General features: G+C 69.4%; 10 protein-coding genes. 5 read left to right on the top strand and 5 right to left on the bottom strand.

Going from position 1 to position 13,642, the window contains the following annotated elements; all coding sequences use genetic code 11:
• Positions 1-187: 187 nt before the first annotated feature.
• The 4 genes from BM060_RS26045 to BM060_RS26060 form a co-directional block, all read right to left on the bottom strand.
• Positions 188-1,933 (bottom strand): ShlB/FhaC/HecB family hemolysin secretion/activation protein, encoded by a 1,746-nt coding sequence (locus tag BM060_RS26045; RefSeq protein ID WP_074984513.1) that lies wholly within the window; start codon positions 1,931-1,933, stop codon positions 188-190.
• Between the two features lie 2 nt (positions 1,934-1,935).
• Positions 1,936-5,901 carry an MBG domain-containing protein gene (locus BM060_RS26050; protein WP_074984516.1) on the bottom strand — a complete coding sequence of 1,322 codons (3,966 nt, stop codon included), beginning with the start codon at positions 5,899-5,901 and terminating at the stop codon, positions 1,936-1,938.
• Positions 5,902-6,014: 113 nt separating this feature from the next.
• Positions 6,015-7,655: a response regulator gene (locus BM060_RS26055; protein ID WP_074984519.1), complete on the bottom strand. Its 1,641-nt coding sequence runs from the start codon at positions 7,653-7,655 to the stop codon at positions 6,015-6,017.
• Between the two features lie 39 nt (positions 7,656-7,694).
• The gene (locus BM060_RS26060; protein ID WP_074984521.1) at positions 7,695-8,603 is read right to left on the bottom strand and encodes a LysR family transcriptional regulator; all 909 of its coding nucleotides are present in this window, start codon (positions 8,601-8,603) and stop codon (positions 7,695-7,697) included.
• Between the two features lie 141 nt (positions 8,604-8,744).
• On the opposite strand from BM060_RS26060, the gene BM060_RS26065 reads away from it, so the two are divergent.
• The 4 genes from BM060_RS26065 (at position 8,745) to BM060_RS26080 (ending at position 11,892) form a co-directional block, all read left to right on the top strand.
• Entirely contained in the window at positions 8,745-9,773 is a 1,029-nt protein-coding gene (locus BM060_RS26065) for an alpha/beta hydrolase (protein ID WP_074984523.1), read from the top strand.
• Between the two features lie 137 nt (positions 9,774-9,910).
• The gene (locus BM060_RS26070; protein WP_083426846.1) at positions 9,911-10,264 is read left to right on the top strand and encodes a cyclophilin-like fold protein; all 354 of its coding nucleotides are present in this window, start codon (positions 9,911-9,913) and stop codon (positions 10,262-10,264) included.
• 164 nt (positions 10,265-10,428) lie between these two features.
• Positions 10,429-11,559 carry an MFS transporter gene (locus BM060_RS26075; protein WP_074984556.1) on the top strand — a complete coding sequence of 377 codons (1,131 nt, stop codon included), beginning with the start codon at positions 10,429-10,431 and terminating at the stop codon, positions 11,557-11,559.
• A 123-nt stretch (positions 11,560-11,682) separates the two neighbouring features.
• The gene (locus BM060_RS26080; RefSeq protein ID WP_074984525.1) at positions 11,683-11,892 is read left to right on the top strand and encodes a DUF6434 domain-containing protein; all 210 of its coding nucleotides are present in this window, start codon (positions 11,683-11,685) and stop codon (positions 11,890-11,892) included.
• A gap of 18 nt (positions 11,893-11,910) precedes the next feature.
• On the opposite strand, the gene BM060_RS26085 is transcribed toward BM060_RS26080, so the two are convergent.
• Entirely contained in the window at positions 11,911-12,132 is a 222-nt protein-coding gene (locus BM060_RS26085; protein ID WP_058489475.1) for a DUF1654 domain-containing protein, read from the bottom strand.
• Positions 12,133-12,772: 640 nt separating this feature from the next.
• Here BM060_RS26085 and BM060_RS26090 point away from each other — a divergent pair.
• Positions 12,773-13,555 carry an alpha/beta fold hydrolase gene (locus BM060_RS26090; RefSeq protein WP_074984528.1) on the top strand — a complete coding sequence of 261 codons (783 nt, stop codon included), beginning with the start codon at positions 12,773-12,775 and terminating at the stop codon, positions 13,553-13,555.
• Positions 13,556-13,642 lie beyond the last annotated feature (87 nt).

Genomic DNA, 13,642 nt, shown 5'->3' on the forward strand with positions numbered 1-13,642 from the left:
GGCGGCGGGTTTTCATACAAACATACGAACCCGGCGCTGAGGCCAGGGTGCCCCGGCCACGGCGCTCTTCGCAGGATGGGGTGAGCGAAACCCATGTGGCCGTGGCGATGGGTATCGCTTCGCTCCACCCATCCTGCGTTGCCCGTCCTCACTCGCCGGAACCCTGGAGGGTTCCGGCGCGGCGGGTTCAGAACAGCTTGAGGAAGTTGAGGTAGAAGCGCGGCGCCTTGCCGTTGTCGTCGTCCAGTTCTTCGGCCGAGACCTTGCGCGTCAGCGGGAAGGCCAGCTCGGGCGACACGTACATGTCCTTGAACACCTGCAGGTGGGCGCCGACGCCGGCCGAGGACAGGCTTTCGGCGCTGACCCAGCTCGGCTCCTCGCTCCACACCTTGCCGAAGTCCCAGAAGGCGTAGTACTGCGTGGGCACCTCGTGGTCCCTGAAGGTGTGCAGGCGGTTGTACTGCAGCTCGACCTTGCCGGCGAAGCCCTTGTCGCCGGTGATCTCCGACGGGTCGTAGCCGCGGCCGAACTCGCTGCCGCCCACGCCGAACTGCTCGGGGCTGAGCAGCGGCTGGCCGAAGGAGGTCTGCGCGGTCATCGCCAGGTACAGGTTGAGGCCGTCCATGATTTTCGACAGGTCCTGCAGGCGCTGGGCATCCACCTGCAGCTTGGTGAAGTCGGTCTCGCCGCCCTCGCGCGAGGGGTTGGCGCGGTTTTCGCTGCTGGCGCCCATGATCTTCAGGCCGCGGCTCAGCTCCGCCTTGACCAGGTTCTTGCCGCCGTAGCCGTCGAAGAAGTCGTAGCTGGCGCCCAGGCGCAGGGCGCGGATGCGGTCGTCGCTGGAGGGCGGGCTGTGCGGGTCGTCGAGGTACTCGGACTTGCCGTTGAACCAGGTGAAGGCCGCCGAGGTCTTGAAGGTCTCGTCGCGCTGGCGGATCCACGGCCGGGTGACGCGCACGGCGAAGGTGTCGCCGGAGCTGTTGGCGTCGAGGAAGGAGTAGGTGTCGGCGTGGCCGTCGTTGTGCTGGGCGAGGAAGCTGAGCACGTCGCCGCGGCTGCCGACCGGGACTTCGTACTGGCCTTCGAAGAAGGTCATCTTGTCGCCTTCCACCGACTTGCCGGCGCGCACGCCCAGGTGGTCGCCGTGGCCGGTCAGGTCGTTGACGCCCACGCCGCCGTACACCTGCCAGGGGCCGAAGTAGCGGCTGTCGCGGTTGTCGAAGCCGAAGAAGCCTTCGTACTTGCGCTGGCTGTTCTCCACCAGCAGGTCGGTGCCCTCGGCGACCGGCGAGGGGCTGAAGGTGCCGCGGCTCTGGTTGCCCGAGACGTCGTTCATCAGCAGCAGGTTGCGTTCCAGCGTGGCGCTCTTCACCGGCACTTCTTCACGGATGTTGCGGGCGTAGCCTTCCAGGGCCTTGTTGCTCGGCCCCTGGAAGGTCACCTGGTTGACCCGGCCCTCGAAGACGTGGATGACCAGGTTGCCGTTCTCCAGGCGTTGCTCGGGCACGTAGGCCTTGGCCAGGAGGAAGCCGGCGCGGCGATAGCGCTGGGTGATGACGTCGGCCACGGCGTTCACTTCGGGCAGCGACACCCTGTTGCCTTCCAGGCGCGCGAGCAGCGGCGCGAAGGTGGCGGGCGGGTAGCTGGTCACGCCGGTGAGGGTGACCTTGGTGACCTTGAAGCGGGTCTCGCCGCCGGGCAGCGCGGTCATCTCGGCGGGAACATCCTCCGCGCTCGGGGTGACCACCGTGTCCGGCAATTGCAGCGTGGCGGGCATCTCGGTCGGCGCGCTGCGGTGCCCGGAGGCGTCCGGCACCTCGACCCGCCCGGGGTTGAGCTGGCCGAGCGGGGCGGCTTGCAGCGCGCCGGCGGCGAACAGGCCGGAGCAGACGGCCAGGGCGAGGATGCTCAGTTTCGACGGAAGCGGTTTCATGGCTATTTCCCTCCCTTCTGGTCGGCCTTCAGGTCGTGGGGGATCACGCTGCGGTTCCAGTCGGGGGCGATGAACTGGCCGTCCTTGATCAGGCTGTTGGCGTAGGTCAGCACGTCGCGGATGTCCGGCGTGGTGCTGGTCTTGCCGCCGTAGGCGCGGGGTTTGCAGATCAGTTGCACGGCGTAGGTGCGGATCACCGCCGGCGATACCGAGTAGTTGGCCGAGACCGCCGAGGGCGACTCCAGCGCGGTGCAGCGGGTGTTGCCGGGGGCCTGGGCGGTCAGGGGCACGGCGAGCGCTTCCCGTCCGGGGGCGGGCGGCGGCGTCACCGGCTCCAGCGGCCCGCTGATGGTCAGGGCGCCGTCGCGGAATACCACGCTGTAGTTGCTGCCGGCGCTGAACGCCTGGTCCTGGCCGATGGCGTAGCTGCCGGGTTCCTCGCCCGGCGCGCGGCGCAGCGAGCCCTGGGCGATAGCGGCCGGGTCGCCGTTCTTTAGCCCGCTGACCGAGTGGGTCAGCCGCGGGTCGGCGCTGCCCTGGACCTTGCTCTTATCGTCGGCAGTCACCACCAGTTGCGCCGGGGTGATCCGCAGGGTGCCGTCCTTGAACAGCAGGGTGTAGTTGGCGCTGGCCAGGCCCAGGTCGCCCTGGCCGATGGCGTAGCCCTGGGGCCGGACGTTCTCGCCCTGCTGGCGCCGCAGGCTGCCGCCATTGAGCACGCCGGCGGCGCTGTCGCCGTTCTTCAGGCCGCTGACCGAGTAGCTGAGGCCGGGGTCGGCGTCGCCGTAGACCTTGCTCTTGTCCTGGGCCGTGACCGTGAGGGCGGCGGGGGTGATCTGCAGCTTGCCGTCGACGAACTTCAGTGTGTAGTTGCCGCCCAGGCCGCTGTTCAGGCCCAGGTTGCCCTGCTGGATTCCGTACTGGCCGACGTTCTCGCCGGCGGCCCGGCCGAGGTTGCCCTGCAGCAGGTCGGCGCCGTTCTGGCCGAGCTTGGCTCCGGACACGCCGTAGTCGAGCGCCGGGTCGGCGTCGCCGTAGACCTTGCTCTTGTCGTTGGCGGTGACCGTGAGTTCGGCCGGGGTGACCTTCAGGTTGCCGTCGGCGAGTTGGGTCTCGTAGCGCCGGGCGACGAATTCGCCGGGGTCGACCTGGCCCTTGATGGCGTAGTCGCCGACGTTGGATTGCGGGGTCGCCGCGGTGCTGTGGCTGGTGCCGGGCTGGAAGCGGTCCTGCCCCAGCTGGCGGTCGACGAAGTCGTCCAGCGCCTTGACGTTCTTCGTGTTGTCGCTGGCGTCGGCGGCCAACCCCAGGGACGAGTTGGAGAAGGTCGGGTTGGCCTCGCCGTATTCGCGGCTGGCGTCGTTGACCTTGCCCTGCACCTGGGCTTTCTGCGCCTGCAGCTGCACGCCGTTGGCGCTGTTGTCCGTGGTGTTCATGAACTGCACGCGGGCCGCTTCGTGGGCGCCGTTTTCGTTGAACAGCCAGGAGAAGGTGGTGTCGACGGCCTTTGTCTTGCCGCCCAGGTCGACCACCATCTGCTCGGAGGCGCCGGTGTTCTTGTTGTGCTGGATCTCGTCGGTGATGGAGGCGCCGGGGGCGTCGTCGAACTGGCGCACGCCCCAGCCCTGGTCGACGCCCTGGGCGTTGCGGTAGGCCACCACCTGGCCCGGGTAGGCGTCGAAGGACAGCCCCGGCGGCAGTTCGTCGGTCTCCACTCCGTCCTTCAGCACCTTGACCTTGGTGGCCTTGCTGGCGTCGGCGGACAGTATCCAGACGCTGCCGGCGGCGTCGGTGAACTTCATTTGCCTGACCAGGTAGTCGGAGCTGTCGTTGGCGCTGACGTTGACCGGCTTGCCGTTGGCGTCGACGTACTGGATGGCGTCGAACACCAGGTAGTCGAAGGGCTGGTCGTCGTAGCCCAGGGTGGCCTGGCGCTCGCCGCTGGAGGCGTTGCTGATGACCAGTTGCTCGCCGATCTTGCGGATGGTCTGCGCGCTGACGCCGTCCATGCTTTCCGGCATGCCGCCGCTGACGCTGTAGGGCGAGGCGACCTTGCCGGTGGCGACCTTGCCGTCGGCGCTGGTCTGGTTGTAGTGGAACACGCCGTTGCTGGCCTTGCCGGCCAGGGTGCCGGCGGAGTTCAGCGGGCTGTCGAGCAGCACGCTGGCGCCCTGCACGGCGAGCTTGTCGGCGATCAGCGCGGTATTGGCGTCCTGGATCACCGAGGCGGTGTTGGCGGTCTTGATCCAGATGGTGCCCTTGCCGACGTCGAGGATCGCGCGGTTCAGGTAGGCGTCGTCGCCGCTCAGGTTGCCGGCGTTGTCCCTGAGCAGCACGTCGCCGGTGGCGACGATCACCAGGTGGCCGTTCTTCAGCAGGATGGGCGCGTTGATGTACACCGAGCCGCTGTCGTTGCGCTTGGCGTCGGCGAAGGGGTCGCCGCTGTCCTTGTACTCGGACACCGCGCCGACGTTGCCGGTGGAGAACAGGCGCAGGGCGTAGTAGCCGTTGGCATTGCTGCCGATGCTCTGCGCGATGATCGCCGAGTTGACGTTGATGCGGCCGCTGGCGCTGATGTCCACGTCGTTGGTCTTCAGGCCGTTGACGATGGCGCTGGCGGCCACGGTGCCGCTGCCCACGTCGCCGCCATTGGCCTCGATGTCCACCGTGTCCGGGTCGAGCAGCCATTTGCCCGAGGCCTTGCCGCCGCCGGCGTCGACCTGGGCCTCCGGGGCCACGGTCAACTGCCGGCCGGAGGTTTCCACCACACCGCCGCGTTCGCCGCCCCTGGCGCTGGCGTTGCCGGCGAAGTGGGTGGTGCCGTCGCTCCAGACCACCACCTGGCCGCCGTCGGTCCTGCCATCGGCCCTGAGCTGCGCGCCCTTGGCCACGCTGGTGGACTTCGCCGCCGGCTCCGGCCCCTGGCCCTGGTAGCTGCCGCCGACCAGCACCTTGCCGCCGGCGCCCTGGCTGCCGGAGGCGTCGATCCTGGCGCCGGCGGCGAGGTTCACCGCGTCGCCCAGCACCTTCACGCTGCCGCCGCTGGCGCCCTTGGCGCTCAGTTGGCCGCTGACGTTGGTCTGCGCCGCGTTGCCCAGGACGATGCTGCCGCCTTGCTCGCTCACCGAGTCGGCGGCCACCTTGCCGCCGAGGTTGATCACCGAGTCCAGGTGCCTGGCCGCGCGCTCGGCGCTCATGGCCACCACGCCGTTGCCGACGTCGATCTCGCCGCTGTTGTGCACGCCGCCGGTGACGTCGGCGTTGACGCTGTCCTTGTCACCCGGGGTGCCCTGGACGGCGATGTTCATCAGCCCGTCGCCATGGAAGTCGAGGGTCGCGCGCGGGCCGGTGGCCAGTTGCACGCTGCCCTTGCGCGCCTGGATGACGCCGTGGTTCTCCACCTGGGCGCCGAGCAGGGCGACCATGCCGTTGTCGTGCACGGTGATGCGCCCGTGGTTGCTGACCAGGCCCTTGAGCTGCAGGTCCAGCTTGCCGCTGCGGGCGAACTCCTTGGCCTGCTCGTCGGTGAGGAAGCCGGCGCTGGCCACCAGGGCGCTGGCGGAGATGCGCGAGTTCGGGCCGAGCCAGATGCCGTTGGGGTTGACCAGGATCAGCTGGCCGTTGGAGGTGACGGCGCCATAGATCTTCGACGGATCGCTGCCGATCACCCGGTTGAGGGTCACCGAGCGGCCGTCGGGCTGGCGGAAGGTGATGCTGTTGTCCGGGCCGACGTTGAAGCGCTGCCAGTCGATGGCGGTGCGCGTGCTGGCGGTGTTCACTTCCATGTTCGGCCCGTTCTGGGTGATGCTGGCCTGGCCGCCGACCACCTGGCCGCCCTGGGGCAGGGCGTCCGCCAGGGCCAGGGGCACCTGCAGCGACAGGCCGGCCGAAGCCAGGGCTATCGCGACGCAGAGCGAGTGCAGCGGCAGAGGGGAGGGGCCGCGGTTCCCCGAATGGCGACGTTTCATCGCTTGTCTCCTAGGAAATTTACTAGGAGAAAGCTTTGGGGAATTCCCTGCGGGGATTAATCAGGCGCGCCACGAAAGGCTTGTAGTGCGTCCCTGAGTCGGGCCCGCCGGCCTCAGGGTTGCCGCGCGCTGCGGGGGAGTTCCAGATGCAGTTCGACGTGCAGCTCCGCGCCGTCCTGCTCATGGACCTGCAGGTTGCCGCCGAGCAGGCCGGCCAGCGTCTCGGCCAGCACGAGGGCCGCGACGAAGGGCGGCACGCGCGCCGGCAAGGGCCCCGCCCGCAGCGAAAGCCGCCAGTGCAGGCGGGCGCCGGAAACCTCGATGGCCTTCGCCGCCAGGTCGACCCGGCTGGCGCCCAGGCTCTGCGCATACAGGAGCAGGGTGCCGACCAACTGGCGGTAGCGCTGCGCGTCCACCCAGGCCCAGGGCTGCGTCCCGGCCTTCTGCAAGCGGCAAGCCGGCGCTGCGGGGGTGGCGAGGGCCTGCTCGGTCAAGGCATCCAGATCGGCCCGGCTGGGCATGGGCGTCATCTGGCCCAGTTCCAGGCGGGCCAGGTCGGTCAGCAGCTCGATGTCGCCGCGCAACCGGGCCAGGCCCTGGGCGAGGGCGTCGTCCTGGCCGGGCTGCTGCAGCGCCGCCAGCTCGCGCAGGGCCTGTTCGCCGAAGTCGACCAGGTAGCGTCCGCGCCGGGTGCGGATGCTGCGGACCTGCTCCAGGCTGTCGCGCAGCATCTGGATCTCCTGGTCCTGCTCGCCGATGTCGACGGCCGAGCAGAGCATGCCGATGAACTCGCCATCCTCGCCGCTGACGGGGATGCCGCCCTGCTTGAACACGTGGCGCACGCCGTTGATGTGGACCACGCATACCGTCATGTACGGGATCCTGGCCTGCACCGCGGCCTGGAAGGTCTTGCGCACGTACTCCAGGTGCTCGGCGTCCACCACCCCCAGCTCGCTGATGGTGCTGCCCGCGACCTGGTCATGGCTGAGGCCGGTCAGCCGGAGAAAGGCCGCGTTCGCCGCCAGCACGCGGCCTTCGCCATCGCGCAGGCTCACCGGGTAGGGGACGCGGTCGATCAGGCTGTCGAAAGACGGCAGGGCGCCTGCCTGCGCGGGTGCGTCGCCCGGGCGCTCCACCAGCCCGTGCTGCGCGGCGACCTGGATCAGCTCGACCAGCGAGCTGGTGTTGGTCTTTTCCAGCAGCCGGGCCTTGTAGGTGCTGACGGTGCGGTCGCTGATCGCCAGTTCGGTGGCGATGTCCTTGACCCGGTAGCCGTCGGCCAGGTAGTGCAGGACCGTGATTTCCCGTGGCGTCAGCACCTCGGCCTGGGCGGTGCCGTGGGCCGCCGCGCCGATGGGTTCCTGGCGCAGCGCGCCGACCTTGAAGAAGGTGCGCCCGGCCAGCACCGCCGACACCGCTTCCAGCAGCGGGGCCCGGGTGTCGGACTTGGCGACGAAGCCGGCGGCACCGCACTCCACGCAGGCGTGCTCGTAGACGTCCGCCGGCAGGTCGGTGAACACCAGCACCTGGGTACTCTCCTGGCGGGCGCGGATGCGGCGGATCACGTCCAGCCCGCCGAGGCGTGGCACCTTGAGGTCGAGCACGACCAGCTCCGGCGCCAGCCGCCGGCACAGGTCCAGGCCCTCGACGCCATTGTCGGCCACGCCGACGACCTGGTGGCCCTGGCCTTCCAGCAGGGCCCTGGCGCCCACGCAGGTGATGGGGTGGTTGTCGATGATGATGATGCGGCTCATCCCTCTGCCCGCCGTGCGATCGGGTTCCGGAAGGATAGTTCAGGCGCGCTTGCCCGGAAGCCGCACCCGCAGCGCGTCCACCACCAGGGAAAAGGCTGGGGAGGGCTGTCGACGACTCGGGTAGTACAGGTGGTAGCCGGAGAAGGGCGGGCACCAGTCTTCCAGCACGCGCCGCAGGCGCCCTTCGGCGAGGTGCGGGGCGAACTCTTCCTCCGGCAGGTAGGCGATGCCCATCCCGCCCACGGCGGCCTCGGCGATGTGGGTGGTGGTGTTGAAGACCAGTTGGCCGTCGACGCGGACCTTCAGCTTCTGGCCGCGCCGCTCGAATTCCCAGGCGTCCAGCCCGCCGTAGGTGGGGAAGCGGATGTTGATGCAGCGATGGGCCACCAGGTCCCGCGGCGTCTTCGGGATGGGGTGCTGCGCGAAGTACGCCGGCGCGGCGACCACCGCCATGCGCAGCTCGGGGCCGATGGGCACCGCGATCATGTCCTGGTCCACGGTCTCGCTGAAGCGCACGCCGGCGTCGAAGCGGTCGGCGACTATGTCGCGGAAGCCGTAGTTGACGTCCAGTTCCAGCTTGATGTCCGGGTATTCCCGCAGCAGCGGCATCAGCTTCGGCAGCAGGGTGGTCCTGATGACGTGGTCGCCGCAGGTGATGCGCACCGTGCCCGCCGGCTTGTCGCGCAGTTCGGTGAGGGCGTCCAGCTCCGCCTCGATCTCGTCGAAGCGGTAGCCGATCGCCTGGAACAGGCGTTCGCCGGCGCTGGTCAGGGACACGCTGCGGGTGGTGCGGGTGAGCAGGCGGATTTTCAGCCGCGCCTCCAGGGCCGAGACCACCTGGCTGACCGCCGACTGGCTGACGCCCAGGCGGGCGGCGGCGCGGGTGAAGCTGCCCTCGCGGGCGACCGTGACGAACGCCTGCAGATCGTTGAGGTTGTGCCTGGCCATGGCCGCTCGCTCTGATTGATTAGCAGGGATTATAGGGATATTCAGGATTCATTAGCTAATAAGCGGCTCCCGCTTTCGCGACAATGCTCGCACCCGCCGGCTCATCCCGTGCCGCCGGGGTCCTTCAACAAGGCAGGACCCATGAAAAGACTCTTCCTGATGCTTGGCCTCCTGCTCGGTTCCTTCACTGCCATGGGAGCGGACATGTCTCGCGGTGCCGACAACTTCTACCAAAGCGACAAGGTGACCGTGCAGAAGGTCACCTTCCTGAACCAGTACCGCATGCGGGTCGCGGGCAATCTGTTCCTGCCCAAGGGGCTGGACACCAGCGCCAGGCACCCGGCGATCATAGTCGGGCACCCCATGGGCGCGGTGAAGGAGCAGAGCGCCAACCTCTACGCCACGCGGATGGCCGAGCAGGGCTTCGTCGCCCTGTCCCTGGACCTGTCGTTCTGGGGCGAGAGCGAAGGGCAGCCGCGCAACGCCGTGGCGCCGGACATCTACGCCGAAGACTTCAGCGCGGCGGTGGACTACCTGGGCACCCGGCCCTTCGTCGAGCGCGGGCGCATCGGCGTGATCGGCATCTGCGGCAGCGGCAGCTTCGCCATCAGCGCCGCGAAGATCGACCCGCGGCTGAAGGCCATCGCCACTGTCAGCATGTATGACATGGGCGGCGCCAACCGCAACGGGCTGAGGCATTCGCTCAGCCTCGAACAGCGCAGGCAGGTGCTGGAACAGGCCGCCGAGCAGCGCTACGTCGAATTCACCGGCGGCGACACGGCCTACACCAGCGGGACGGTACACAGGCTGACCAACGCTTCCACGCCCATCGAGCGGGAGTTCTACGATTTCTACCGCACCCCGCGGGGCGAGTTCACGCCCCAGGGGCAGTCGCCGGAGCTCACCACGCACCCGACGCTCACCAGCAACGTCAAGTTCATGAACTTCTACCCGTTCGACGACATCCAGACCATCTCGCCGCGGCCGATGCTGTTCATCACCGGCGGGGAGGCCCACTCGCGGGAGTTCAGCGAAGAGGCCTACCGGCTCGCCGGAGAGCCCAAGGAACTCTACGTGGTGCCGGGCGCGGGCCACGTCGACCTCTACGACAGGGTCGGGCTGATTCCCTTCGACAAGCTGGCGGGGTTCTTCCGCGCGGCGCTGAACTGACGGGCCCCGGGATGCCCGACCTCGACCCTGGTATCCGCCGCAGCGTGCGGCTGTCGCTGGCCGCCTCTTGCCTGGCGCTCATGGCGTGCCTGCCGGGCGGCTCGGCGGCCTCGCCCCTGCAACCGAAGGAGGCCGCCATGAAGATCCGCATCCACGTCGACGACCAGGTCGTCGACGCCACGCTCTACGACAACCCCGCCGCGCGGGATTTCGCGGCACTGCTGCCGTTGTCGCTGACGCTGGAGGACTACGCGGTCATCGAGCGGATCGCCGACCTGCCGGGCAAGCTGTCCACGGCGCAGGCGCCCGCGGGCATGACGCCGCAGGCTGGCGACATCACCTACTACGCCCCCTGGGGCAACCTGGCGATCTTCGTCAAGGGCCGGTCCTACGCCTCGGGCCTGCTGCCGCTGGGCCGGGTGGATGCCGGCCTGCCCGCGCTGCAGCGCCGCGGGCCGCTGCAGGTGCGGATCGAACCCGTCCAGGACTGACGCCCTCATTTTCCCCTTGCCGCGTGCGTCCGGACGGACCTGCGCGGCAACCTCTGACGAACCGGTAATCCATGACGACCAACCTATGCGACGCCCCTGTGGGCGATACCCGATGCCGACGGGCTGCCGGGCGCGAGCCCGCCTTCTGGGGCGGCGTGCTGGCCATGACGCTGTGCGTCTTCGCCCTGATCGCCTCGGAGTTCATGCCCGTCAGCCTGCTCACGCCCATGGCGGCGGACCTGCGGGTGAGCGAAGGCATGGCCGGGCAGGGCATCGCCATCTCCGGCGCCTTCGCCGTGCTCACCAGCCTGTTCATCTCGACGCTGGCCGGCAGCCTGAACCGCAAGACGCTGCTGCTGGGGCTGACCGGGGTGATGGCGCTGTCCGGCGCGGTCATCGCCCTGGCGCCGAACTACTTCACCTACATGCTCGGCCGCGCGCTCATCGGCATCGTCGTCGGCGGCTTCTGGTCCCTGTCAGCGGCCACGGCCATGCGTCTGGTGCCGGTGAGCCAGGTGCCGCGCGCCCTGGCCATCTTCAACGGCGGCAACGCCCTGGCCACGGTGGTGGCCGCGCCCCTGGGCAGCTACCTGGGGGCCGTCATCGGCTGGCGCGGCGCCTTCTTCTGCCTGGTGCCGGTGGCGCTGCTCGCCTTCGCCTGGCAGTGGATCAGCCTGCCGTCCATGCCCGTCGAAGGCCGCAGGGCTGGTGTGGGCAACGTCTTCACGCTGCTGCGGCGGCCGGTGGCGGCCCTGGGCATGCTGGGCGCGAGCCTGTTCTTCATGGGCCAGTTCACCCTGTTCACCTACGTGCGGCCGTTCCTGGAAACGGTGACGGGGACGGGCGTCTCCAGCCTCTCGCTGATCCTGCTGGCCATGGGCGTCACCGGCTTCATCGGCACCAGCCTCATCGGCCTGGTGCTCAAGCGCGGCTTCTACCCGACGCTGGTCGCCATCCCCATGCTGATGGCCGCCATCGCCCTGGCGCTGATCGTCTTCGGCGGAAGTGAAGCCGTGGTCGTCGTGCTGCTCGGGCTCTGGGGGCTGCTCGCCACCGCCGCGCCGGTCGGTTGGTGGGGCTGGGTGGCCAGGACCTTCCCCCGCGACGCGGAGGCCGGCGGCGGGCTGCTGGTGGCTGTGGTGCAACTGGCCATCGCCTTGGGTTCGACGGTGGGCGGCCTGCTCTTCGACGGCAGCGGCTATCGCAGCACCTTTGCGGCCAGTGCCGCACTGTTGCTGGCCGCGGCTGCGCTGGCCTGGCTGACGTCCCGCTCGGATGTGGAGCAGGGCGCCTGAGCCCCGGACGCCGCCGCTCGTAGCCGGCGGCTGTGCGTTTCGCAACGGCGGCATGGACCCTGGTCGGCCACGCCGCATCCTGTCAGGCTGACCCCCTCCATGCCGCAACCAGGGAGTGGTCCCATGCGCTTCGATTGGCACAGCCAGCCGATCACCCGGCAAACCCCGGTCGATCCGGGCTACCGCAACACCCAGAACGTCCGCCGCTTCCTGCGTGAGCAGTGCGGCGAGGGCTTCCGTTTCGACCGCGCCTTCATGGCCTGGATACGCAGCGGCACCCCGGCGACCATGGGCGATATGGTGGACGAGTGGCTGCGGCGGCACGGCCCGTAGGGGCGCGTTCGCCCCGGCTCAGTCCAGCCAGCTGTGCCAGGCCAGGCGTACCGCGCCGTCGCGCAGCGGCAGCACGGTGAGGTTGTCCGCGCCGCGCAGTTCCATCAGCACCCGTTCCCAGGCCTTGGCGTCGTCGCCGGGGATGCGCTGCAGGGTCAGGCCGGGGCGCTGGCGGGCGTCGTGGGCGGCGATCTGGGCGTTAACCCGGGCGGCGAGCTGCTGGTAGGTATCGGCGTGCATGGTGTCCCCCTGGAGTCTGGGAAGTGGCTGATTGGCTCTGTGGAAAATACTGTATGTGCATACAGTATTTCTGTAAAGCCTCTCCGACGATGAGAAGATGATCGGCATGGGGGGGGGCGCAGGGCTGTCCCTGGTGTCGTCGTCCTGTTCCGGCAAAGACGGCCACGCTTGCCCTGCGAGCCGCCATGGGGGCTGCTGTCGGATTCGAAAGCCGTTGCTGGCGCCCTAGCGGTGGCCCAGGTCCATGATGATGATGAGAGCCGCCACGGCGATGATCAGCAGGATGAAAAAGGTATTCATGGCCCGCGCCTCCCCGGTAAGAGCTGAACCGTCGAGGGTGCCCGTTCGCAGGCGTTCACAAAGTCTTGCCCGGCGGTCAGGCGTGGCGGCCCATGGCGTCGCGTGGCCGTTGCGCTTGGCCGACGGAGCCGCTGCCCCGCCTCTGCGCCGCGTGGCCGGGGGATCGACTACTGCGCAGGGCAGGGCATGTTCATCAGTATCGACCCGCCTGTGGTTCCCTCGTCGGCCGTATGTCGCCGGGCTTGCATTCCGGCCGCCGCCGGCCTAAAAGCGAATCCCTTCAGCGTGCCGCCGCCCCGCCGGGCGGTGGCCGGCCACCGGAGCAGCAGAGGAAGCCCCCATGACAGCGGTCAGCACCCGCGAACACTGGATCGACACGCCGCACGGCCGGCTCTTCGCCCGGCGCTGGACGCCGAGTGGGGGCGGCGCCGCGGCGCCCATCGTGCTGTTCCACGACTCCCTGGGCTGCGTGGCGCTGTGGCGCGAATTCCCCGAGCAACTGGCGCGGGCCAGCGGGCGCGAGGTGATCGCCTACGACCGCCTGGGCTTCGGCCAGTCCGACGCCCATCCGGGGACGCTGGCGCGGGGCTTCGTCGAGGACGAGGCGCGGCAGGGCTTCGCCGCGTTGCGCGAACAACTGGGCTTCGAGCGCTTCGTCGCCTTCGGCCACAGTGTTGGCGGCGGCATGGCGGTGGGCTGCGCCGCAGCCTTCGGCGCGGCTTGCGAGGCGTTGGTGCTGGAGTCGGCCCAGGCCTTCGTCGAAGACCGCACCCTGGAAGGCATCCGCGCCGCCGAGCGCGACTTCGCCCGGCCGGGCGAACTGGAACGCCTGGCGAAATACCACGGCGACAAGGCGCACTGGGTATTGCGGGCCTGGGTGGATACCTGGCTGTCCGATGCCTTCGGCGACTGGAACCTGGATGACCAGCTGGCGCGCCTGCAGTGCCCGTTGCTGTGCCTGCACGGCGAGCAGGACGAGTTCGGCTCGGCCCGCCATCCCGAGCGTTTCGTCGCCCGCGCCGCCGGGCCCGCCACCATGAAGCTGCTGGCGGACTGCGGCCATGTTCCGCACCGGCAGAAGGCCGCCGAGGTGCTGGCGCAGGTGTGCGCCTTCCTGGGCTGAGCGAGGCCGGCGAGAACCGTGCCAGAGCCCTCGCGGACACCCGCCGTTGCGTTACAGGCCGCGCCAGCCGTGGGCTGTGGCGGAATC

Origin of the sequence: Pseudomonas citronellolis (assembly GCF_900112375.1) — a bacterium.
GTDB classification, from domain to species: Bacteria; Pseudomonadota; Gammaproteobacteria; order Pseudomonadales; family Pseudomonadaceae; genus Pseudomonas; species Pseudomonas citronellolis.